Raw genomic sequence first — 23,503 nt, forward strand, 5'->3', positions numbered from 1 at the left:
CCGCCTCCCCCTCCGCCGCCTCCCATCAGCGGCTGCATCGGCTACAACGGGCGGTGGGTCAACGCCAGCGGCTGCCGGTAGGCAGTCCGGTCACCCCGCACACTCCGTAGGTCCTGGCATCACGTCGTGCCGATCAGCGAGCGCGCCGCGTCACAGGTTCGCTGACAGGCACGATGGCTAGGATGCCTAACGACTGGATCCGACCTGGGGTCCGAATTCGTGAATCGGAGTATGGCCAATGGTGAGTGCAGTGCGGACTTCAATGCTGCTCGCTTCGGTGGCGACAGCACTGACAGCACTGCTGTGCGCACCGACAGGGACGGCGCGCGCGGACGATCCGGGCCCGCCTCCGGTGTCGCTGACCGGAACCTCCGGTGCGCCGCTGCAGGCAGGCGCGACTTACGGGGTCGGGATGGTCGTGGTTGCACACTTTGCCGGCCCCGTCGACGACCGTGGCGCCGCCGAGCGCCAACTTGCGGTTACCACGGATCCTCCGGTAGCCGGGGCGTGGCACTGGGTCGATGACCACACCGCACATTGGCGCCCGCCGCAGTACTACGCCCCTGGCACCGTGGTTACTGTCGGCCAGGACGCGCCGTTGACGTTCACCATCGGGGCGTCACACGTATCGATCGCCGATGATGCGACCAAGCAGGTCAGCGTCTATGACGGCGGCGCTCTGGTCCGCACCATGCCCACCTCCATGGGACGCGGCGGCACCGAGAAGGTCGGCGACAAGACACTGAGCTTCTGGACACAGCCCGGTGTTTACACCGTCATGGACAAGAGCAACCCCGTGGTGATGGATTCGTCCACCTACGGACTACCGATCAACTCGCACCTCGGGTACAAGGAGTCGATCAACTACGCCGTGCGGATCAGTTCGGACGGCGTCTATCTGCATGAGCTCGAGGCCACGGTCTGGGCACAAGGGAAGACCGACACCAGCCACGGCTGCTTGAACCTCAACCACGACAACGCCGCTTGGTTCTACAACTTTTCGGTGCCCGGCGATGTCGTCGAGGTCAAGAACACCGGCGGAAAACCGTTGCAGCTGTGGCAGAACGGTGACTGGAGCGTGCCCTGGGATCAGTGGACGTGAGCGCACCGCTCGACTGACTGCACGAAGGCACAAGCAACACAAGCAGTTTCGGCGCGGCCGCCCGGAGCGCGGCCGCGCCGAAACAGTGTCGAATCAGCCCTGCGCGAGAGCTGCGTAGAGCGACCGCTTGGCGTCGGTGACGGCGGCCAGGATCGTATTCCTCGCCTCCTCCAGTTTCTCCCGCTGTTCGTCCGTTCCGGTCCACATGATCGTGCGGGCCAGACCGGCGACCTCGAAGAACTCCTTGCGGAGCTTGAGGACACCGGCGAACTTCGAAGCCTGCGCCAGGAACGCATGCGCGGTATCGCTGTTGATGCCCCGCCAGGCCAAGATGTTCTCGCCGAACTCGGTCAGCGTTGCGACACCGTCCTCGACGGTCACCACGCCGCGGCCCGCCAACAAGCCGATGCCCACCTCCGCAGCACCTTCGGGCGGCGTGAAGGCGCCGTCAGTCGCCTCGGTAACCCGCCGGGTGATCTCTGCGGCGTCGGCGGGACCGTCCAGCAGCAGAGCTGCGGTCGCTGCCGCCGCGAACTTACCGCGGCCGAAGCCGTGGCCGCCGAAACCCGGTCCGCCCCATCCGGGGCCGCCGAAACCACCACCGAAGCCGTGCCCACCGAACCCTCCGCCGAAGGGGCCGAAACCCGCTCCGCCGAACCCGAATCCGCCGGGGAATCCACCGTGAAACATGTCTGCCTCCCTCTCGTGAGGTCTTCAACTGTTCGGTTCAACGCTGCATCGCGTCAATATCACGATATATCGCTAACTTGCCGAGGTGGTCTATCTAATCCAAACTCTCAGCGAAAAATCAGGCGCAACGAAAACCGCTTGTCGACGCGAGAAGCCAACGCCTACGGTCGGGCTATGCCCGCAGACGTGCCGACGATTCTGGCGACGAGCGGCGGTATCGGAGCGGGCCGCAGGACCCGGTTCGCCTTCACCGCCCTCACCGACTTCGCCGTCGAACTGTCCGGCGTGACCGGCCGATCCCCGCGCCTCTGCCTCTTGGCGACGGCAATGGGTGACGACAAGGCGGTCCTGCACTACCTCACCGAGGCGGCACAGGCACGCGGCTTCACCCCCTCACATGTGTCGCTGTTCCCCATGCCCAATGTCGAGGACATCACCGAACATCTCCTTGCCCACGATGTCGTGTGGGTGTTCGGCGGCAGCGTCGCCGGGCTCCTCGCGATGTGGCGACTGCACGGCGTCGATGTAGCTCTACGCACCGCATGGCAGGCCGGCGTCGTCCTGACCGGGATATCGGCCGGTTCGATCTGCTGGCACATCGGCGGCACGACAGACTCGTTCGGACCTCAATTGCAGCCTCTCGACAACGGCCTCGGCTTCGTTCCGTACGCGAACGGCGTGCATTACGACTCAGAGGGCCAACGTCGCCCCTTGCTGCACAAGCTCGTCGGCGACAACGTGCTGCCGGCGGCCTACGCCACCGACGACGGTGCGGGCGTGCTCTACCGCGGTACCGAGTTCACCGAAGCAGTCGCCGAAAACCCCTCGGCGGGTGCATATTTCGTTGACGCACCCAACCGCGCGGTGACCGAGACCGCGCTCGATGTCCGACGGCTGTGAGGATGATGACCGACTTCTTCGACGCGAACCGTGCCAACTGGGATGATCGTGCCGGGGTGCACGCTGCCCGTGACGGTTCCGGATACCAAGTCCAGCAGTTCATCGAAGACCGGTCGGCGCTCTCCCACGTCGTACGATTCGACCTTCCCCGGCTCGGCGACATCAACGGCGTGCGCGCAGTACATCTGCAGTGCCACATCGGCACCGACACCCTCTCGCTCGCCCGGCTCGGTGCCGCAGTGACGGGCCTGGACTTCTCCGGGCGCTCGATCGAGGAGGCCCGACGACTGGTGGCCGAGACGGGTGACACCGTGGATTTCGTCCAGTCAGACGTCCGCGACGCCACCGCCGTACTGCCGGTCGGGAGCTTCGATCTGGTCTACACGGGCGTTGGCGCGCTGTGCTGGCTGCCCGATGTCGGCCAATGGGCGAACGTCGTGGCCGCGCTGCTCGCTCCGGGAGGCGTCGTCCACATCCGCGAGGGTCACCCGATCCTGTGGGCGATGGACGAAACCCTCGACGACGACCTGCATCTGCGGTTTTCGTACTTCGAGCGCGAGACACCGTTGGAATGGGATGACGCGTCGACCTACGTGCCGACCACCACGCCACTGGAGGCGACCAAGACCTACGAGTGGAATCACTCCATCGGTGAGATCATCACCGGCGTGCTCGATGCCGGCCTGCGGCTGGAGATGTTCGTCGAGCACGACAGCGTGCCGTGGGAGGCACTACCCGGCCAGATGACATTGCGTCCCAACGGCGAGTGGGCACTGGCCACGCGATCGGGCGTAGCACCGCTCAGCTACACCCTGCGGGCCCGCAAGCCAGTCGGTTAGGTACCCGCTCAGCCGAACGGGTTGAGCAGCAGGGTGCACAACCGCGGCAGTCGCCCGATGGGAATCCAGGCCACCATCGAACGACACGTTCCCGAGGCCATGCCGACCGGTCCACCGCAGACCGGCCAGGCACCGAGTCCCTGTGTCTGCAGGACGTTGCGTGCAACCCGGATCTGCTCGGCACGAGGCGCGGCCGCCGGCGAACCCATGCCGCCGTTGGCCGCCCACGTGGCCGGGGTGAACTGCAGCCCTCCGTAGAAGCCGTTACCGGTGTCGGCCGCCCAGTTGCCACCCGATTCGCATTGAGCCATCGCGTCCCAGTTGGGTTCAGCGCCGGCGGCCGGGATTTGCAGGGCTGTTTGGGCCACGGCCATCGCACCGATGATCGCGAGCACCGTGACGATCTTTCGCACGAGCATGTCGATCCCTTCATTGGGCCGTGCGCCGAGGCGCACGCCGTCAAAGGCAAGGGCGAGACGCTTTTCCCCACCCCCATCGTGATACAGAGTTTACCAACGAGGCGTGAGTTAATCAGACGTGCTAGAGAGTCTAATTGTCTTCTTTGAGTTTATTTAATAGTTATGTGCCAAATGAGGCCAGTGGGGCCTAACTCCCTGCATAGTCGCAGCTCAGAAGGCTTCCTATATCGATACGAACCAGCCGCGGCCACCGTCGGCACTCACACAATTTGGCCGAATTCCTGTGACAAATGGTGGCTTTGATACGCACTGTCTCAAAGGTGCTGCAGTGGCAAAAATGATTATTGTTACGGGTGTGATATATGAGGTGGATGTGATTAGTGAGGTCTGACCCACGGGCGTGTCAGAATCCAGCAAGCCACCCGATCTGCCGCTGCACGAGGCCAGGTCCACGCCGGGCCGCGCAAGTGTCGCGGCATGGGCGCATCACTCAGAGGCGACGCGAGCGCGAGGCCGAGCAGCCGACATCGGTCGGCCAGGTGAATGTTCGCGGTGGGAGACCGTCAGGATGCCGGAGGGGCGGTCACAGGCTCGCCGGGCGCGGGCGGTTGCGGCTGACCACCCGGTGAGTTGCCGTACTGGTACCCCGGTGGCGGCGGACCGTTCAGCGGGTAGTAGCCGGGCGGAAGCGCCGGACCGGCAGGCGCACTGCCCGGGGCAGGCGCGGTCACCGGGGTCTCAGACCCTGGCGCATTGATCGATACGTACCCGGGCGGCAGTTTCGGTGCGGGACCCGCGCCGGGCGGGGGCGCGACGCCGCCGGCCACGTCGGGTTCTTGGAAGGCGTACGGGTCGCGGGCCTGGTGCCACAAATCCCGCAACGACCCGATCGGCCCCGAACCGTACTGGCCGGAGCCGTAGACGGGATTCGCGATCTCAGGGACCTGGGGCGGGCCAACCGGCGGCGCGGCAGGCGGACCGGCGGGGCCGTCGTTCGACACGACAACCTGGCCGGGGGCCGCGGCGGCCGGATCTGACGGAGCCGGTGTGGGTGTGGGCGCGGCGGGATCAGCGAACGCCGGGACGGCGGGGGCCAGGACGGCACCGGCCGCGGCCACGCCTGCGATCGCGAACTTCACAGTGCTGGTGGCGAGCGTGCGACGGCGCTGGGTCATCGATCCGGCGGTCCTCTCTGTTGCCCCGTGGGAATCGGTTGCGGCCCCGGAGTTCATCACGAACGAGCCGAGGGTAGAGGCATCGTCGCACACATCGGCTCGGCGCACCTATCTCACGTCGAATGTTCCACTATGCCGCTGGCGCAGAGTCGCCGCCTGCAGAGTGAGGTGGTTGCGCTCGGCCAGATTCTGCGCCTGCGTCGCGGCCTCGGCGTAAAGCCTTGCCGCCGTATCGAGATCGCCGGATCGTTCGTGCAGGTACGCGGCGGCCGCGAGGTACCTCGGCAACGTCGAATCGAGCTGCGCCAGCGCCGCGAGCCCGGCCCGCGGTCCGTCGGCTTCGCCGACTGCGACAGCGCGGTTGAGCCGGACGATCGGGCTGTCGGTGAGCCGGACGAGTTCGTCGTACCACTCGACGATCTGCACCCAGTCGGTCTCCTCGACGCTCTGCGCGTCGGCATGCAGCGCCGCGATGGCCGCCTGAGCCTGGTACTCCCCCAGTCGGTCATGCGCCAACGCATCCTGCAGCACCGCGACCCCTTCGGCGATGAGTTCGCGTTCCCACAGACCGCGGTCCTGTTCGGACAACGGCACCAGGCTGCCGTCCGGGCGGGTCCTGGCCGCGCGTCGTGCGTGGTGGAGCAGGAACAGTGCGAGCAGACCGCCGACCTCCGGATCGTCCGTCGCCGCCGCCAACCGGCGGGCCAACCGGATGGCTTCCACGGCGAGATCGACGTCGCCGGTGTATCCCTCGTTGAAGACGAGGTACAGCACCCGCAACACCGTGTGCACATCACCGGGACGGTCGAACCGGACAGCACCGACGGTCCGCTTCGCGCGGCTGATCCGCTGAGCCATCGTCGCTTCGGGCACGAAGTAGGCCTGGGCGATCTGGCGGGTGGTCAGGCCACCGACCGCCCGCAGTGTCAGCGCGACAGCCGAGGACGACGTCAGGCTGGGGTGCGCGCACAGGAAATAGAGGTGCAGCGTGTCGTCCGTCGATGTGGTCGGTCCGGGCGGCGGCTCGGCCCACAGCCGGTCCTCGCGGTTGCGTCGCGCGGTGTCGGACCTGACCAGATCGACGAAACGGCGCCACGCCGTCGTGATCAACCAGCCCTTGGGATCGTCCGGTGGGGTATTCGGCCAGGTCTCAACGGCTTTGACGAGCGCCTCCTGGACGGCGTCCTCGGCTGTGGCGAAGTCGGCGCCGCGGTGGACGAGTGCCGCGAGCACACCGGGAATCAGATCCCGCAGCTGCGCCTCGTCCATCGCGTGGGCCGTCATCTACTCGGTGACAGTCGGCGTGTGGGTCAAAAACGGCCGCACCTCAAGCCATTCATGGATCGGCGCGCCTCCGGCGCCGGGAGCTGCCGACAACTCGCCTGCCAACTCGACCGCCCGGTCATACGAGTCGACGTCGATGATCATCCAACCCGCGATCAAGTCCTTGGTCTCGGCGAACGGGCCGTCGGTCACCGGCGGCTTGCCCTGACCGCCGTATTGCACCCAGGCGCCCTCGGGTGCGAGTGCCTGACTGTCGACGTACTCGCCACTTTCCTGCAGGCGTGCGGCGAAATCGTTCATGTACCCGATGTGCGCCTCGATCTCTGCGGGCGTCCACTGGTCCATCGGCACGTCGTTGACCGCGGCAGGCGCGCCGCGGTAGTGCTTGAGCAGCAGGTACTTGGCCATGACATTCTCCGTTTCTGGTCCGCTCGGTGAGCGACCCTAGTTGGTTGTTCGCTTCTGGGACGGAGCCGCGACCACGTTCTCGACATCTTTCGTCGGCCTTTTTTCGGGCCTTCCCCAAGGGAACTCGACCGCGTGCCGATCGCTTAGACTGATTAAGCTTCAAGTGTCCGACGTCAGCAACAACCGCCGAGGTACGCAAACATGATCCTCACCAGCAAGAGAGCGCTGGCGGCCGTCGCGGTCGCAGGCGCGATCGCCGGCTCAGCAGTCGGTCTGGGCGCCGCCACCGCGAGCGCCGATCCGGCAGCACCGCCGCCATCGCTCGAGGCCCCGGCTTCGGCGCCGCGTAAACCGGCGCAGACGTGGCAGGGCCAGCCGGTCGTGTGGTGGGACTGGGGTTCGGGCGGCCACTGGGGCGTCTGGATCAACGACGGGTTCATCCCGCTCACCTGAGCCGGGTGACCCTGCGGCTCAGTCAGACTCGACAACGCCGCTGCAACGTCAATGCGGCCGGGGATCCTCGCCGTCACCAGCCTCCCCGGCAGTGCGCTGCGAGGCGCGCTTCGGTCTCAGCGCGAAGTTCCGTTGGCGTCGCGGGCTGCGCTCCGACTGTGGTGTGACGGCCGGGCGTAGTCGCGCGACACGACCCACCACCCGCCGCAGGCCCGGCGGCCCTTCGATCCGGAAGAAATCACGAATCCGTCCGGTGCCGTGCCGCAGCGGGGACCCCAACAGCTCACCCATCACCACACCCGCGCCCAGCGCCAAGGCTGTGGCTCCGGCCGCCACCATCTGGGCAACGCCGTCGGTGAACCGGTCCTCGACGGCGAAGAAGAAGACCGCACGGAACACCGCCAGGCCGGGCAACATCGGCATGATGCCTGCCGTCGAGGTCACCAGCGCCGGTGCCCGCCGCCGGACCGACACCAACGTGGCGAACAGACCGACGCCGATGGCCGCGATACCCGTCGCCACCAGTTGGCCGAACCCGGCCAGGCCCAAGCCGATCAGCACCAACTCGGCGAGCCCGGCCGCGAGTCCAGCGGGCGCGGCCGAGCGCAGCGGCGCGTAGCTCGCGATCGTGAAACACACGCTGGCCAGCGCCGCGCCGACGACCGCAAGAAAGATCGGCAGCGGCCGGTCCGCGGTGACGAACGTCAGCGTCGAATCCACATGCAACCGGATCTCGATGCCGGCGACGGTGACGACCTGCAGGCCGGCAATGATGCCGACGACAATGCCTGCGGTGAGGAACAACGCCTCGCTCAGCCGGGCAACCGCAGTGATCATGTGCCCCGTGAGCGCGTCCTGCGTCGCACCGACCAGCGTCAGTCCTGACAGCAGCATGACGATTCCCGTGGCCACAAGCGCGGTGAGCCCCTCGCCGGTGGCCAGGTACGCCCCGATCGCCACCAAGGTCGCCACCGCCGCGCCGACGACGTTCTGGAAGAAGAACGGCGTTCCCATCCGGTTGAGGACGCGTCCGAGCCGGTCGATGGCGGCGGCGGTCAGCGCTGCCAGCAGACAGGTGAACCAAGTGCCGCCGAGCAGCATCGCAACGCCGAGCGCAAAGCCGGCCCACCCGGCTGTCGCCAGCCACCGCGGGTAGGGATGGGGACGTTCGGTCAACCTGTCCATGGCCTCATGGGCGTGATCCAGCGTGACCTCGCCGGAGGTGATCTGCTGGACCAGTCGGTCCAGGTCGGCCATCCGGGTGTAATCGGTTGCGCGGGCCCGCACCGATCGCACGATGGTCACGGGTGCACCGTCCGCGGTCGGCGGAGCCGACACGAAGATGGTGGTGAACGCGATGTCGACGACGCAATCCGTGAGCTGGTACGCCTGTGCCACATCCTTGGCCGTGGCCACCACATCAGCGGTGCCCGACCCCGACGACAGCATCACCTCGGCGAGCCGGATGGTGAGGTCGAGAACCTTTCGGGTGTGTACTTCACCGATCTCACTGGAAGTCCGGCTGCGTTGGCCTGCAAGGGGTGCCGGGTCACGGCGTCCGGGTAGCGCAATCCACGCCCCGCTGCGGAAGCGGGGCAGGCCGCCTGATCGATCTCGAGCCATCACCCGAAACGATACTGAGCGTCCGGCCCGGACACGCCACGGCCGTGTTGCAGAACGGTCACCGCGCGCGGCTGGGCGTCTCTGTCGCTGGCAACGGAAAATGTTGTGGCCGAGAGGGTTTGGATCTAACGCTGCCCGAGGCTGAACTCCTCGCGGATGATGGCGACGAACCGGTCGACGTCGGCTTCGGTGGTGTCCCACGCGGCCATCCAGCGCACCTCGCCGCGGGCGCGGTCCCAATCGTAGAACCGCACACGCTCATGGATCCGGTCCGCGACAGTGATCGGTAGTGTCGCGAAAATCGCATTCGCTTGGGTGGGTTGGGTGAACGTCAACCCGGGTAGTGCCCCCTCGGCGATGCCGGCCTCCAGCGCAGATCGCAGCCGAGCCGCCATGGCGTTCGCGTGCGCGGCACTGCGCAGGCCCAGGTCGTCGTCGAACAGCGCGAGCAGCTGCGCCGAGGCGAAGCGCATCTTGCTGGCCAGTTGCATGGTCAGCTTCCTGAGATAGACGAGGCCGGTGTCGGGGGTGGCAGACAGCACGACGACGGCCTCCGCCCCGAGCAGACCGTTCTTGGTGCCGCCGAGGCTCACGATGTCGACCCCGGCATCGACGGTGAACTCCCGAAACGGCATGGCAAGGGCCGCCGCGGCGTTCCAGAGCCGCGAGCCATCCATGTGCACTGCCATGCCGTGCTCGTGGGCGAAGTCGGCGATCGAGCGCACCTCTGCGGGCGTGTAGACGGTGCCCAGCTCGGTGCTCTGCGTGATGCTGACGGCCAGCGGCTGAGCCCGATGCTCATCGCCCCATCCCCACGCCTCACGAGCCACCAGCTCCGGCGTCAGCTTGCCGTCCGGCGTCGGCACCGTGAGAAGTTTGATACCGGTCATGCGCTCGGGGGCGCCGGCCTCATCGGTGTTGATGTGAGCCGTGGCCGCGGCCACCACCGCACCCCACCGTGGGAGCAGGCTGGTCAACGCGACGACGTTGGCACCGGTGCCGTTGAAAACCGGGAACGCCTCGGCGTGTTCGCCGAACTGTTCGCGAATGACCTCCTGCAGACGAGCGGTGTACCGATCGCCTCCGTAGGCAACCTGGTGGCCGCCGTTCGCCACAGAGATCGCCGCGAGGACTTCCGGGTGCACGCCGGCATAGTTGTCACTGGCAAAGCCACGCCACTGCACGTCATGGATTGAAGAGATCGCCACCTGTCCATCTTCGCACCGGCGAACCTCCTGCCCGTCCCGGGCAGCGCCGCCGCGAGTAGACGAGTACTCAATCCTGCCGGCCACGCGCGGCCGACGTCTCAAATGCCCTCTCGGGCATTGCAAACCGCGGCACAGGTTGGCACGTCGCGCGATGCGGCCGTGGCCGTGCTTGCAGACGCAAAGAGTTCCACCGTTGCGGGCGGCACATCTCGATCGGCTACACCGTTGGTGCACAATACTATTCACGCCATGCCCGGCTCAGGACACGCCCGCCGCGTCGTCGTCACCGACCGGCCGCCATGACCTGATACTTGCGAATACCACCATGCACCAGCGTTATTGAGCATCTTGTGGGAGCAAAATGACGTAGTCGACTACTCGGGATACCCGTGCGAATTTTCAATACTGTCCCGATCCATGACTACCAAACCGTTTCGGGAGCCCCCAGGGGCCACCCATCACCGCGCTGTCGACGCGATCGCCACCGGCGGCGCCCGGCCCAACCAGAACGAGCACTCTGTCATCGCCCGCTACAGCGACTTCTGTGCGGTCGGTCCGAGTCCGGAACTCCGCGACCGCTGGGCCGCCGAGCTTCAGCGTGTCAAAAAACGCGGGACCCGTGCCGAAACCAATGCCCTGGGCCTCGAACGCAAACCGCGCCGCCTCGGTTTCGACGACGGCGTGATCATCCCTCCCGAGGAGTTTCCGCTGGGCACGCCGGTAAGCGTGATCAGCCGCGCGGCAGCGGACCGGGCTCCGCTGCGCGGCACCGTCCGGGTGATCGTCGTGCTCGTCCAGTTCTCCGACAAGGCGATGGGCAACGACGCAAACCACTTCCGTGATCTGTTCTTCTCAACCGGGGTGCTGCCGCACGGCAGCGTCAAGGAGTACTACAACGAGGTCACCAACGGCCTGGTGTCACTGTCGGGCGACGTCGTCGGTCCGTACCAGATGCCGCAGACGCTCGCGTGGTACGCCAACAACAACTATGGAATCGGTAAGGGCGGCGGCGCCTTCCGCTCGCCGCAACTCGCGCACGACGCGGCGGTGGCCGCCGATCCCGACGTCAACTTCGGGCCATACGACAACGACGGCAACGGATATGTCGATGCCTTCATCGTCGTGCACGCCGGACAGGGCGCGGAGGTCACCGGCAACGCGGGTGACATCTGGTCGCACAAGTCGACGCTGGCCACCGCCTACAGCGCCGACAGCACCAAAATCTATGGCTACCTGACCATTCCGGAGGACGCCAAGATCGGGGTGTGCGCCCACGAGCTGGGCCACCTGCTGTTCGGTTTCCCCGACCTCTACGACACCGATTACACCTCGGAAGGCATCGGTAACTGGTGCCTGATGGCAGGCGGCAGTTGGAACGGCGGCGGTGATGTGCCGGCTCATCCCTCTGCGTGGTGCAAAGCGAACCAGGGTTGGGCCTCGGTAACCAGCATCACCGCCAACGGTTCGGTGACCATTCCCGACGTAAAGACGAGCCACAATCTCCTGCGCCTCTGGAAGGACGGCACAGCTGGACCGGAGTACTTCCTCGTCGAAAACCGCCAACGGACGGGCTTCGACGCTGACCTGCCCGGCGACGGCCTACTCGCGTGGCACATCGACGAGAACCAACCCGGCAACACCGATGAGAACCACTACAAGGTGGCCCTGCTGCAAGCCGACGGCAACCGCGACCTGGAGCTCAATCACAACCGCGGCGACACAGGCGACCCCTACCCGGGCAGCAGCAACAACACGTCGCTCACGGCGGGTTCCACGCCCAATACGAAGTCGTATGCCGGCCAGGACACGTGCGTATCGATCACCAGCATCTCGCCTTCCGGGCCGACGATGACCGCGACGATCAGCGTGCACTGCGGCAAGACCCTGGTGAAGGATCTCAAAGACGGACCGAAGGATCTCAAAGACGGTCCGAAGGATGTCAAGGACCTCCGCAAAGACACCAAGGAACTGGCCAAGGACCTCAAAGACGGCCGCAAAGACATCAAGGACGGTCCCAAGGACATCAAAGACCTCCGCAAAGACATCAAAGAACTGGCCAAGGACCTCAAAGACGGCCGCAAAGACATCAAAGAGAGCCTCAAGGACAGCAAGGACGCCGCCAAGGAGGGCAAGGACCTCAAGGAGGCTGCCGGGGACAAACCGTTCGACCGGCCCGGTGGCGGCGAACTCGGCGGTGGCGGGTTCGGCGCGGGTGCGGAGTACTACGACGCCGATTCCGCTGCGGGATATGACCGGATCGGCGAACTCGAAGCTCGCGTGGCGGCCCTGGAGGCCACTGTCGCTGCGGGGGCGGCGCAACCGTTCATCGGCAGCGATCTGCGTCCCGACCTGATCGGCGGGCCTGCCGGCGATCAGGGCAATCTGACCGGTCGCATGGCCTCGGGAGACCCGAGTGCCAAGCGAGAGTTCGACACCGCGCCGTGCTGACGTGGCCAACGTAGTGATCGTCGCCGACCCCGGCGACACAGGTGCTGCGGCGGTGGCCTCGGCCATCGCCGCACACCACGCCGATCTGCGCGTGAGCGTCGTGTCCCCCGCGAGCCTGTCGGGCGCCGCGTGGACCCATGCGGTCGACCGGGGCGGAACCGCGACGACGAACATCGCCCTGCCCGGCGGGCGCCGGATCGACAGCACCGACCTTGCCGCGGTTCTGGTACGCAGTGAGGCAGTTCCGGTCCCGCGGTTCGCAAAATCCAGTGCAGCAGATCGCAATTACGCCGCAGCCGAGTTCCGGGCGCTCATGGTCAGCTGGCTGCGCAGCCTCGGGCGCCGCGTGATCAACGGCGTCGACGGCATGGGTCTCACCGGGCCGTCCTGGAGCCCGCAGCGATGGCTGGTGGAGGCGGGACGCGCCGGGCTGCGGGTCGCGGACTCCGACCGCTCCAGTTGCGCCCGCATCGTCGAAGGCTGGCAGGGATCACCCTACGATGCCCGCCGCCCCTACCGGGGTCCCGTTGCCCAAGCGGCCCGAGCTGGCGAAATCGCCGTGGTGACAGGCGATCTCGTCGTAGCCGACCAGACCGGGCTCGACGCCGTGCCGTACCTCGCGTTGGCCTCGGCCGCACGGTGCCGTGTGCTGGAAGTCGAACTCGCCGGTGCACACGTTGTCGCGGTACGGCCGGTGCCGTTCCGGACCGTCACCGATCCGAGGGCGGTCAACGCGGTCGCGAGCCTGGTGGCGCGCGTGGCGCTCACGACTGCCGGAGTACCGGCATGATCGTCTTTTACGGATACCCCGACGACCGGCCATTGGAGCGGGCCATCGACGCAGCCGCCGATCTGGGGCTCGACTATCTGGTGATCGATCAGCGCCACGCCGCGCACAGCGACCTGTGTCTCGAGGTCCGCGACGGCGCCGTGAGTGGGCGACTGGTGGTGAGCGGCAGCAACATTCGTATTGACGAGATCGAGGCCGTGTACGCCAGGCCGCTGACCATACCGATGCACGGTGATCAGCGCGACCGCGAGCGGGCCCGCGCCTTCGATGACGTGTTCATCGAATGGCTCGACGTCGCCGACTGTCTCGTGGTTAGCCGACCGGCAGCCATGCATTCGAACGCGTCAAAACCCTTTCAGGCCCAAGAGATTGCCGCCTGCGGATTCACGATGCCCGACACCCTGGTGAGCACCGACCCCGAGCGCGTCCGCGAGTTCTGGGCGCGGCACGGCAGCGTGGTGTTCAAGTCGATCAGCGGGATCCGGTCGATCGTCCGGCCACTCGACGAGCACCGTGCAGCCGACCTGGACCGGGTGCGCGATCTACCCACCCAGTTCCAGGAGCTGGTCGAGGGAGTCGACGTCCGGGTTCATGTCGTCGGGCCGCAGGTGTTCGCCACGGAGATCAGGAGCCCGGCGACCGACTACCGCTACGCGCACCGCGACGGTGCGGATGCGGTGCTGAGACCCGTCGAGCTTCCGCAGGACGTCGCGGCCCGGTGCGTCGCGCTCAGTGCGCGACTCGACCTGCCGTTCGCCGGAATCGACCTGCGCCGACGCCCCGACGGAGATTATGTGTGCTTCGAGGTCAATCCCATGCCCGGATACAGCTATTTTGAAGCCGAGGCAGGTCAACCCATCAGCACCGCGCTGGTCGAGTTCCTCGCCGGGAAGGCCGGATGATCATGGTCCAGGTCGTCGAGAACCGAACCGACATCGAGGGCGGGATCCGCTCCCGCGCGCCGCATCCGACCCTCGATTCCTACGACGTGCTGGCCGTGGCGGTGGACGACGCCCGCCCCGTCGAGGGTTACGCCGATCTGTTGTCGGCGCGGGTCGGATCGGTGCTCGACCTCAACGTCAAGCGGACCCTGCTGCCCGACGGCGACATCGGCGGCTGGCGCGTCAGGTGTCGCGCGTACGTGGCCGGACCCGGCGAGATTTTCGCCGAATCTGACGCCGACCGCTTCAGCGTCAGCCCCGCGTGACCGGACGCCGGAAAGGCACTGTGGAGTAAGGGTTTTCGTTCCTGAACGGGACATGACACCCAAACTCTGGCTGTGTGTTGCCTGAACACGTGGAAACCTCCGACACCAAGTGGTGTAGTGGATAGATGCGCATCCGGTACGACGGGGGGGGACGACACCACGATGACCGACGACGCCCGACAGCAACGACTCATCCAGCGCATCCAACAGTTGCACGCCACGGACCCACAGTTCCGGGCCGCCGCCCCTGACCCCGACGTCAGCGCCCGCATCCAGGATCCTGACCTGCGACTGTGGCAGGCGATCGACGCGTGCCTGACCGGCTACGCCGACCGACCCGCCCTGGGCCTGCGATCGCGTGAGGTGATCCGCGACCCGGCCACCGGGCGCACCACCACCAGCCTGTTGGCCGGCTTCGACACCATCACCTACGGCCGCCTGCGAGACAATGTGGTGGCACTGGCCAACACCTGGCACGGCAGCGGTTTCGAGCCGGGCGACTTCGTCGCGGTGCTCGGTTTCACCAGCATCGGCTACACCGTGATCCAGCTGGCCTGTGCGCGCCTCGGGGCGGTTTTCGTTCCACTGCAGACAAGTTCGTCAGCACGGCAGCTGGCGCCGATCATCGCAGAGACCACACCGCGGATCTTCGCCGCGAGCGTCGAGTCCCTCGACACCGCGGTCGAGTTGGTCATCGATGCCCCGTCCGTGCAGCGGTTGGTGGTCTTCGACTACTCCGAGGCTGACGACGACCAGCGGGAGCGTTTCGAGGCAGCGACCGCCCGCCTGGCCGCGACAGGCCGCACGGTCGAGGTGGTGTCGCTGGTGGCCGACATGGACGCGGGGCGGTCGATGGCCGAGGCGGCACCGTTCATCCCTGCTCCCGGCGAGAACCCGCTGGCCACGCTCGTCTACACGTCGGGCAGCACCGGCGCCCCGAAAGGGGCCATGTACACCACCGATCTGATGACGCGGCTGTGGCAGCGGCCGCGCAGCCCATCGTTCGACGTCGGTATCGAGATCCCTGCGATCCACCTGCAGTACATGCCGCTGAGCCATGTGTACGGGATGGCCTGGCTCATCTCGACGTTGACCTCGGGCGGCATCGGCTACTTCGCAGCCAAGAGCGATATGTCGACCCTGTTCGACGACATCACGCTGGTACGACCCACCGCGCTGAACCTGGTACCGCGGGTCTGCGACATGTTCTTCCGCCGGTACCGCAAGGAACTCGACCAGCGCACCGCGGCCGAACCCACCGCGGCGGATCTGGAGGAGAGCGTCAAGGCCGAGTTGCGCGAGGACTTTCTCGGCGGCCGGGTGGTCTCGGCGATGTGCGGCAGCGCACCGCTGTCGAAAGATATGCACGCGTTCGTCGAATCGCTCCTGGACATCGCCGTCAGTGATGGCTACGGATCGACGGAGAACGGTGGCGGCATCATGCGCAACGGCGTCGTGCAGCGCCCACCGGTCACCGAGTACAAGCTCGTCGACGTACCCGAACTCGGCTACTCCACCACCGACAAGCCGCACCCTCGTGGCGAGCTGTACCTCAAGACGACCACCCTGATTCCCGGCTATTACAAGCACCCCGAACTGTCGGCCGACATCTTCGACGCCGACGGCTTCTACAAGACCGGGGACGTGATGGCCGAGATCGGCCCGGATCACCTCGTGTACCTGGACCGCCGCAACAACGTCATCAAGCTGTCGCAAGGTGAATTCGTGGCGGTGTCCAACCTCGAAGCAAACTACTCGACCAGCCCCTACATCCGGCAGATCTTCATCTACGGCAGCAGCGATCAGCCGTTCCTGCTCGCCGTGATCGTGCCGAACGCCGACGGCGTCGGCGCGGGCGACGCCCGGTCGCTGATCGCGAACTCGCTGCAGCAGATCGCCGCCGAGAATCACCTCAATCCCTATGAGATACCGCGGGATTTCCTGCTGGAACCCGAGCCGTTCACGCGCGACAACGGCCTGCTCTCCGGAGTGGGCAAGCTGCTGCGCCCCGCGCTGAAGCGCCACTACCAGGACCGCCTGGACGCGATGTACGCGGAAATCACTGCCGGACAGGACAATCAGCTCGACGCGCTGCGCACCGCGAGCCGTCATCAACCCACCATCGAGACCGTCCGGGGCGCGGCCGCCGCGACGCTGGGCCTGGAAGCCGGTGGATCCGACCTGCCCGCCGACGCCAAGTTCATCGAGCTCGGCGGTGATTCACTGTCGGCGTTTTCGTTCGCGACCCTGCTGGAAGGGATCTTCAACATCGACGTGCCGGTACAGACCATCGTGAGCCCCACCGCGACGCTGACCACCGTCGCCGAGTATGTCGACGGAGAACGCCAATCCGCCTCCACCCGGCCGACATTCGCGTCGGTGCACGGCCGCGACGCCGAGGTGGCCAAGGCGACGGATCTGACCCTGGACAAGTTCATCGATGCGGCCACTCTCGCCGCCGCACCAACGCTGCCCGCCCCGAGTACCACCGTGAACACGGTGCTGATGACGGGGGCCAACGGCTATCTCGGCCGATTCCTGTGCCTGGACTGGCTGGAACGCCTCGCGCCCACCGGAGGCCGGCTGATCTGCCTGGCGAGGGGCGCCGATCCGATCGCCGCCCGGCAGCGCATCGAAGAGGCCATCGATTCCGGCGACGAGACGCTGTCCAAACGCTTCCGCGAACTGGCCGACCAGCATCTCGAAGTCCTCGTCGGCGACGTCGGTGCGGCCAACCTGGGCGTCGACACGGTGACGTGGAATCGGCTGGCGGATTCCGTCGACCTGATCGTCCATTCTGCCGCGTTGGTCAATCATGTTCTGCCGTATAGCCAATTGTTCGGGCCGAATGCCGTCGGCACCGCCGAGATCATCAAGCTCGCGATCACCGACCGGCTCAAGCCGGTCAACTACATCTCCACGGTCGCGGTGACCGCCCTGCCCGACGGCACCTATGTCGGCGAGGACGTCGATGTGCGCACCGCCAGCCCGGACCGCTCCCTGGGAACGGCATACGCCGGTGGTTACGCGACGAGCAAATGGGCAGGCGAAGTCCTGCTGCGCGAGGCCAACGACTTGTGCGGCTTACCCGTCACCGTGTTCCGGTCCGACATGATCCTGGCCCACAGCACGTATTCGGGTCAGGTCAATGTCACCGACATGTTCACCCGACTGATCCTCAGCATCGTCGCGACCGGCCTGGCACCCAAGTCGTTCTACTCGCTCGATGCCGCAGGCCACCGCCAGCGGGCCCATTACGACGGGCTACCTGCGGATTTCACCGCAGCGGCCATCACCACCCTCGGCGCCGCCAGCACCACCGGCTACCACACCTACAACGTTCTCAACACCCACGACGACGGAATCTCCCTCGACGAGTTCGTCGACTGGCTCATCGCGCAAGGGCTCGACATCGAACGTATCGACGACTACGACGAGTGGCGCGAGCGATTCGAACAGGCCATGAAGGCGCTGCCCGAGGACCAGCGCAAGAACTCGGTGCTGCCCTTGATGAGCGCGTACGCGCACCCCGCACCCCCGACTGGCGGCGTTGCGATGCCAGCCGAAAAGTTCCGTGCGGCAGTGCAATCCGCCGGCATCGGAGCCGGCCACGATGTCCCCCATCTGTCCGAGGAGTTGATCGCGAAGTACATCGCGGACTTGCGCCAGCTCGGCCTGCTCGCCGACGCCGGGTAGCGTTACCCGGCGATCTCGCCCGCCAGATACTGCGCACGGCACGCGCGGCGCGCCAGCTTGCCGCTGGTGGTGCGCGGGATGGCACCGGCGGGAACGAACTTCACGTCGGCGGCGGACAGTCCGTGCCGGTTGGTCACCGCGGCCCGGATCGCCTCGATCGCGGGCTGCGGGTCGGTGCGTCCGGTTCCGGTGGCCCGTTCGGCGATGATCACCAGTTCGGTGTCGGCCGAGGGGCTTTCGTCGCCAGGTACGGCGAATGCGGTGACATGCCCGCGCCGCACGATCGGTGAGGCGTCGGCGACGGTCGCCTCGATGTCCTGCGGGTAGTGCTGTCCCCCGGCGATGACGATGAGATCGGCCATCCGGCCCGTGACATAGAACTCGCCGTCGAGGTACACCCCGAGATCTCCGGTCCGCAACCACGGGCGGGCCGGGTCCGCGCCTTCGGTGTGGCCAGTCGCCAGACGCGTCCGCAGTTCGGCCCCGAACGTCTGGCGCGATTCCTCCGGGAGCCCCCAGTAGCCGCGCCCGATGTTGTTGCCCTGCAACCAGATCTCGCCGACCGAGCCGTCCGGCAGTTCCGCCGCGGTTACCGGGTCGACGATGACGGCCCGCAGGCTACGCGCGATCTGTCCGCACGCCACATGCGCGACCGCGCCGACGGCATCAGCCGCGACCTGCACCGCACGGCCGGCGGCGAGCTGCTCGCGGTCGAAGTACGTGGCGGCCGCCTGCTCCTGCGGGGCGATGGTCGACACGAACAGGGTCGCCTCGGCGATCCCGTACGACGGTTTGAAGGCCGTGGCGGGCAACCCGTATGGCGCGAACGCCTTGTTGAAGGTGGTGATCGCCCCGATGCTCACCGGTTCGGAGCCGATGATGAGCACCACGTTGCTCAGATCGATGTCGTCGCCCGGCGCGGGCAGGCCCCGCTGCGCCGTCCACTCGTAGGCGAAGTTGGGCGCGGCGGTGATCACCCGGCTGTCCCGCGATTCGTCGGACAGGGCGCGGATCCACCGCTGCGGCCGCCGGATGAACGCGGTCGGCGACATCAGCGTGGAATGCCCGCCGTAGACGGCGGGAAAGCCGATCATCGACAGCCCCATGTCGTGGTAGAGCGGTAACCAGCTGACGCCGTGCGTATTTCGATCGAGCAGGTCGATCGAGAGGATCATCTGCAGCAGATTGGTACCGACCGCGCGGTGGGTGATCTCGATGCCGACCGGGGGCCGCGTCGACCCCGAGGTGTACTGCAGATGCGAGACGTCGTCGGCGTCGATCACCACCGGTTGGAACGCCTCGCCTGCCGTGTCGGGAATCTCGTCGATGCATACGACGTGCGGTCGGCGCTCGGGCTGCAGCGTCTCGAGGAACTCGGTGATCGCGGGGTGCGCGGCCGTCGTCGTCAGGATCACCGCCGGCCGGGCGTCGAGCAGCGCGGTCTCGAGCCGTTCGGCGTGGCCTTGCAGTTCCGGGGCGAACAACGGGACGGCGATCATGCCCGCCTTGATCGCGCCGAAGAACCCGGCGATGTACTCGAGGCCCTGGGGCGCCAGGATCGCGACGCGCTCACCGCGGGCCGAGGTCTGCTGCAATTGCGCTCCGATCGCCCGCAACCGCACCCCGAGTTGGGTCCAGGTCAGCTCGGTGGTCTCGCCGTCGGAACGGCTGTGGTCGAGGTACCGGTAGGCGACGGTGTCGCCGACATTGGCGATGTTGCGTTCGATCAAGGAGATCAGGTGCACGCCTGGCGGCAGGACGACGTTGCCGTCCGCGTCGAGGCAATCCTCGATCCGCAACAGACCTTCCGGTGCCTCAAAAGCCATGAAGGCAGTCTAAAGCGCGGCGCGAACCGGCCTGCTGAGCTGCGCGGGCGCAGCGGGCCGCTACCTCGCGTGGCTGTCGAAGAACTGCCACGACTCCTCCGAAGCGTCGAACCCGTGGCTGGCGGGGCCGACCGCCTGCGCGGGCAGGATCTCCGGGGCGCCGGGCCAAGTGTGGCCGCCGCCGTCCACCCGCATGAACACCACCGCGGTGCCCTGGGCGCACGGCGCGTAGGTGATGCGTTGCGTGCCCGTGCCGTCATCGGTCGCGGGCAGCAGGTCCGGCGCGGACGCGTCCGGGCAGCCGTTCACCTGACGCCACCGGTCGATCAGCGCCGGGGCCGACAGAATGTCGCTGGTTCCGCCGCGACCGATCATGGTGCCGCCGTCGAACGGCACGATGGGGTCGGCGGTCCCGTAGGTGGCCAACACCGACACCGGCCGCGACGGGCTGCAGCCCACGTTGACGCCGAGGGTGCCTGCAACAGGAGCGATCGCGGCGAACAGGTCCGGACGGTCACATGCCAGCCGGTTGGCCATGAACCCGCCGGCCGACAAACCGGTCGCGAACACCCGACCCCGGTCCACGTGATACTCGGCGACCAGTTGTTCGACCAGCGTGGAGATGAACCCGACGTCGTCGACCCCTTGCCGGTCGGGCACCGAGGCGCCGCGCCCGTCGGCCCAGCTCAGATCGATGCCGTCGGGATACACCACGATGAAGCCGTGCGCGTCGGCGACCGCGTCATAGTGCGTCAGCGCGGCCTGGTCGCGGCCCGTCGCCCCCGCCGCGTGCAGATTCACCACCAGACCCGAAGGGTGATCCACCCCGGCCGGGACGTGCAGCTCATAGCTGCGGGCCAACCCGCCGACGTCGATCTGCGCCGCAGGCCGGGGCGCCGGAGAGGCGTACGCCGTCGCCCCTGGGGCAAGCGCCGCGACCATCACGACGACAGTGGCGATGAACGGGCCGATACGTCCGAAGGCGAGCCGCATGGTGCCAATATGCCCCAATCTGCGCCAACGGGCTTGGTGTTGGCTGAGAGCTCTGCGTCAACGACCCGCAACCATCGACCCTGCGCCCAGGGCCACAAACATCGAGAAGAGCGCGCCCTGAGCGCAGACTCAACGCCCCGTGCGTGTCGAGTCGGCCCCGCGTCAGCGGCGCGCCAGCACCGCCGCCAACTGGTCGAGCGTGAGGATCCAGCCGTTGTGGAAGTTCTCGAACTCCTCGGACGGCAGCAGGGAGTGCTCGATGGCCATGAGCGTTTCATCGTCGCCCTGCGCGGTGAAGGTGACGTTGACGACGCTGGATGCGGTCGGATCAGCCCAGTCCGAGTTGGACCACGTGAAGGTGAGCAGCCGCGGCCGGTCGATCGCGAGGAACTGCCCGGTGATCAGCACGCTGGAGCCCTTGTGGTCGACGTCGAACCGCACCAGGCCGCCGACCCGGGGTTCGACCTGTACGGTCACGCATCGCGCCGGGCGTGGGCACATCCACTCCCGCAGGGCCTCCGGGTCGAGCCATTCGTCGAAGACTTCCTCGGGTGTCGCGGGCATGACCCGCTGCACCCGGACCACCACCGTCTCGGTGCTCATTGACCGCCTTTCTTACGCCTCAGCCGCTCGGCGAGCGCATCGGTGCGCACCGCCCAGAATTCGGTCTGCTCATTGATCCACTGCTGGGCACGCGCCAGTCCGTCGGGTTGCAGCGACAGCCAGTGTTCCCGCCCGCGCACCTCGCGACGGACCAGCCCGGCCGATTCCAGCACCCCGACATGTCGTGACACCCCGGCAAACGTCATCGGTAGCGGCGCAGCCAGATCGGTGATTCGCGCGTCGCCGTGGCGCAGCGCCTCGAGCAACTGGCGACGGGTCGGATCGGCGAGCGCCGCGTACGCCCGGTCCAACACCTGATCTTCAACCACATTGTTGACTATATCCACATGTCGTGGTGTCCTGAAGAACAGATATTCAACCGTGTTGTTGAACGTCAGGAGGAGCCCACATGCAGACGCCACCGATCGTCACGGCCCAGGAATGGGACGCCGCGCACCGCGAGATGCTGGTCCGCGAAAAAGAATTCACCCGCGCCCGCGACCAACTCGCCGCGCAGCGCCGCCGCATGCCCTGGACCCCGGTACGCACCGACTATCAATTCGACGGTCCTGACGGCACTGTCACGCTGCTCGACCTGTTCGACGGCCGCCGCCAACTCATCGTTTATCGCGCGTTCGTCGAGCCGGGCGTGCACGGCTGGCCCGAACACGGTTGCATCGGTTGCTCTTTGATGGCCGATCACATCGGCAACCTGGCCCATCTGAATGCCCGCAACACCACGCTGGTGTACGCCTCACGCGGGTCACAGGCCGACATCGCGAGGATCAAGTCCCGCATGGGCTGGCACATTCCGTGGTACACGATCGACACCGAACCGGCTGCCGGGCAGCCGTTCGACGTGGATTTCGGCGTGGACCAATGGCACGGCACCAACGCCTTTTTCCGCGACGGCGACCGCGTCTTCCGTACCTACTTCATCAACAACCGCGGCGACGAAGCCTTCGTCAACACCTGGAGCTTCCTCGACATGACGGCCCTGGGACGCCAGGAGACCTGGGAGGACTCACCTGAGGGCTATCCCCAGTCCGCACCGTACCAATGGTGGAACTGGCACGACGAATACGGCGCCCCGCGGCCGGCCGCGGGGCGCCACTGAGCCGGGTCAGCGCATCTCGAAATGCTGGTAGTCGATCGGGGATCGCCACGCGCCGCCCCACTGCCAGCCGCGATCGGTGAAGGCGCGCACGGCGGCATCATCGGCATGCAGCATCCCGGGATCCGTGCGCGTGCGATCCAGGTAGCGGGCAGCATTAGCCGGTTCCAGATCGGTTCCGTCGACGTACGGATTGAGCAGCGGGTTGAGGTCGATGGCCCGACCGTAGGCATGCAGTGACCAGTTGCCAGAACCCGGGATACCGCGGCAATTGAACGCCGAGGTGTTGTTGTCCTCCATCGACAACTCGTCCTGCGCCCGCAGGTAGTGATCGACCGTACGCATGCGCTCGATCGGGTAACGCATCCGATAAAGCTGATCGAAAATCGCAATCACCTGCGGGACAAGGCTTTCGTGCACGACGAGCACACCCCGCCGAGTCTGGCCGTCGAAGCCGAGGTAGTCGAGCCCGACCCGGCGCAGCTGCTCGGGTGCCAGCGGGCAGCCCGGATGCCAGGTCTCGCCGAGGTCGGCGGCCGAAACCCGATCGACCGACGGCGGCGCCTGCACAGCACTCGACGACGAGGGGCCCGACGGGTGTGGCGGCGGCGGCGCAGGAGAACACTGGACCAGCGCGACGGCGGCCGCCACCACGGCGACCGCGCGCCGGGCCGGCGTCTGGTCCACCATCTCTTTGTACTCGGCCGCTTTGTACTCGGCGATCT

General features: G+C 66.9%; 22 protein-coding genes. 10 read left to right on the forward strand and 12 right to left on the reverse strand.

Annotation, left to right across the window (positions count from 1 at the left end; all coding sequences use genetic code 11):
* Positions 1 to 238 precede the first annotated feature (238 nt).
* Complete coding sequence (locus A5784_RS07850; RefSeq protein ID WP_502687503.1) at positions 239 to 1,102, forward strand: L,D-transpeptidase; 864 nt, start codon at positions 239 to 241, stop codon at positions 1,100 to 1,102.
* A gap of 93 nt (positions 1,103 to 1,195) precedes the next feature.
* On the opposite strand, the gene A5784_RS07855 is transcribed toward A5784_RS07850, so the two are convergent.
* Entirely contained in the window at positions 1,196 to 1,792 is a 597-nt protein-coding gene (locus A5784_RS07855; RefSeq protein ID WP_064943997.1) for a hypothetical protein, read from the reverse strand.
* A 174-nt stretch (positions 1,793 to 1,966) separates the two neighbouring features.
* Between A5784_RS07855 and A5784_RS07860 the strand changes: the two genes are divergently transcribed.
* Positions 1,967 to 2,692 carry a Type 1 glutamine amidotransferase-like domain-containing protein gene (locus A5784_RS07860; protein WP_064943999.1) on the forward strand — a complete coding sequence of 242 codons (726 nt, stop codon included), beginning with the start codon at positions 1,967 to 1,969 and terminating at the stop codon, positions 2,690 to 2,692.
* 5 nt (positions 2,693 to 2,697) lie between these two features.
* Positions 2,698 to 3,531: a class I SAM-dependent methyltransferase gene (locus A5784_RS07865; RefSeq protein ID WP_064944053.1), complete on the forward strand. Its 834-nt coding sequence runs from the start codon at positions 2,698 to 2,700 to the stop codon at positions 3,529 to 3,531.
* 8 nt (positions 3,532 to 3,539) lie between these two features.
* Here A5784_RS07865 and A5784_RS07870 read toward each other — a convergent pair whose 3' ends face one another.
* The 4 genes from A5784_RS07870 to A5784_RS07885 form a co-directional block, all read right to left on the reverse strand.
* On the reverse strand, positions 3,540 to 3,950 hold the full coding sequence (locus A5784_RS07870; RefSeq protein WP_064944055.1) for a transglycosylase family protein: 411 nt from the start codon (positions 3,948 to 3,950) through the stop codon (positions 3,540 to 3,542).
* Between the two features lie 563 nt (positions 3,951 to 4,513).
* Positions 4,514 to 5,125, reverse strand: a complete 612-nt coding sequence (locus A5784_RS07875; protein WP_064944057.1) for a hypothetical protein — start codon at positions 5,123 to 5,125, stop codon at positions 4,514 to 4,516.
* 108 nt (positions 5,126 to 5,233) lie between these two features.
* On the reverse strand, positions 5,234 to 6,409 hold the full coding sequence (locus A5784_RS07880; protein ID WP_064944001.1) for an RNA polymerase sigma factor: 1,176 nt from the start codon (positions 6,407 to 6,409) through the stop codon (positions 5,234 to 5,236).
* Positions 6,410 to 6,817, reverse strand: a complete 408-nt coding sequence (locus A5784_RS07885; RefSeq protein WP_064944003.1) for a YciI family protein — start codon at positions 6,815 to 6,817, stop codon at positions 6,410 to 6,412.
* Between the two features lie 201 nt (positions 6,818 to 7,018).
* Between A5784_RS07885 and A5784_RS07890 the strand changes: the two genes are divergently transcribed.
* Positions 7,019 to 7,270, forward strand: a complete 252-nt coding sequence (locus A5784_RS07890; RefSeq protein WP_064944005.1) for a hypothetical protein — start codon at positions 7,019 to 7,021, stop codon at positions 7,268 to 7,270.
* A 48-nt stretch (positions 7,271 to 7,318) separates the two neighbouring features.
* Here the strand turns inward: A5784_RS07890 and A5784_RS07895 are convergent, their stop codons facing one another.
* Positions 7,319 to 8,893, reverse strand: coding sequence for a threonine/serine exporter family protein (locus A5784_RS07895; protein ID WP_064944007.1), 1,575 nt, complete (start codon positions 8,891 to 8,893; stop codon positions 7,319 to 7,321).
* A gap of 125 nt (positions 8,894 to 9,018) precedes the next feature.
* On the reverse strand, positions 9,019 to 10,101 hold the full coding sequence (locus A5784_RS07900; RefSeq protein WP_064944009.1) for a threonine aldolase family protein: 1,083 nt from the start codon (positions 10,099 to 10,101) through the stop codon (positions 9,019 to 9,021).
* 417 nt (positions 10,102 to 10,518) lie between these two features.
* Between A5784_RS07900 and A5784_RS07905 the strand changes: the two genes are divergently transcribed.
* From A5784_RS07905 to car, 5 genes are all read left to right on the forward strand, one after another.
* On the forward strand, positions 10,519 to 12,549 hold the full coding sequence (locus A5784_RS07905) for a M6 family metalloprotease domain-containing protein (protein ID WP_082944709.1): 2,031 nt from the start codon (positions 10,519 to 10,521) through the stop codon (positions 12,547 to 12,549).
* 1 nt (position 12,550) lies between these two features.
* Positions 12,551 to 13,339 carry a hypothetical protein gene (locus tag A5784_RS07910; RefSeq protein ID WP_064944010.1) on the forward strand — a complete coding sequence of 263 codons (789 nt, stop codon included), beginning with the start codon at positions 12,551 to 12,553 and terminating at the stop codon, positions 13,337 to 13,339.
* Entirely contained in the window at positions 13,336 to 14,241 is a 906-nt protein-coding gene (locus A5784_RS07915) for an ATP-grasp domain-containing protein (RefSeq protein WP_064944012.1), read from the forward strand. The genes A5784_RS07910 and A5784_RS07915 overlap by 4 nt, the downstream gene beginning before the upstream one ends.
* Complete coding sequence (locus A5784_RS07920) at positions 14,238 to 14,546, forward strand: hypothetical protein (protein WP_082944710.1); 309 nt, start codon at positions 14,238 to 14,240, stop codon at positions 14,544 to 14,546. The genes A5784_RS07915 and A5784_RS07920 overlap by 4 nt, the downstream gene beginning before the upstream one ends.
* A 162-nt stretch (positions 14,547 to 14,708) precedes the next feature.
* Positions 14,709 to 18,242, forward strand: coding sequence for a carboxylic acid reductase (gene car / locus A5784_RS07925; protein ID WP_064944014.1), 3,534 nt, complete (start codon positions 14,709 to 14,711; stop codon positions 18,240 to 18,242).
* A 2-nt stretch (positions 18,243 to 18,244) separates the two neighbouring features.
* On the opposite strand, the gene A5784_RS07930 is transcribed toward car, so the two are convergent.
* The 4 genes from A5784_RS07930 to A5784_RS07945 form a co-directional block, all read right to left on the reverse strand.
* Positions 18,245 to 20,068: a fatty acyl-AMP ligase gene (locus A5784_RS07930; protein WP_064944016.1), complete on the reverse strand. Its 1,824-nt coding sequence runs from the start codon at positions 20,066 to 20,068 to the stop codon at positions 18,245 to 18,247.
* Positions 20,069 to 20,128: 60 nt separating this feature from the next.
* Positions 20,129 to 21,061, reverse strand: coding sequence for a CE1 family esterase (locus A5784_RS07935; protein WP_064944018.1), 933 nt, complete (start codon positions 21,059 to 21,061; stop codon positions 20,129 to 20,131).
* A gap of 162 nt (positions 21,062 to 21,223) precedes the next feature.
* Positions 21,224 to 21,664 carry an SRPBCC family protein gene (locus A5784_RS07940; protein WP_064944020.1) on the reverse strand — a complete coding sequence of 147 codons (441 nt, stop codon included), beginning with the start codon at positions 21,662 to 21,664 and terminating at the stop codon, positions 21,224 to 21,226.
* Positions 21,661 to 21,993 (reverse strand): ArsR/SmtB family transcription factor, encoded by a 333-nt coding sequence (locus tag A5784_RS07945; protein WP_064944063.1) that lies wholly within the window; start codon positions 21,991 to 21,993, stop codon positions 21,661 to 21,663. Before A5784_RS07945 ends, A5784_RS07940 begins: the two co-directional genes overlap by 4 nt.
* An 80-nt stretch (positions 21,994 to 22,073) precedes the next feature.
* Between A5784_RS07945 and A5784_RS07950 the strand changes: the two genes are divergently transcribed.
* Entirely contained in the window at positions 22,074 to 22,781 is a 708-nt protein-coding gene (locus tag A5784_RS07950) for a DUF899 domain-containing protein (RefSeq protein WP_064944022.1), read from the forward strand.
* Between the two features lie 6 nt (positions 22,782 to 22,787).
* Here the strand turns inward: A5784_RS07950 and A5784_RS07955 are convergent, their stop codons facing one another.
* Positions 22,788 to 23,468 (reverse strand): M15 family metallopeptidase, encoded by a 681-nt coding sequence (locus A5784_RS07955; RefSeq protein ID WP_064944065.1) that lies wholly within the window; start codon positions 23,466 to 23,468, stop codon positions 22,788 to 22,790.
* Positions 23,469 to 23,503: the final 35 nt, after the last annotated feature.

Source organism: Mycobacterium sp. 852013-50091_SCH5140682 (assembly GCF_001665685.1).
GTDB lineage: Bacteria > Actinomycetota > Actinomycetes > Mycobacteriales > Mycobacteriaceae > Mycobacterium.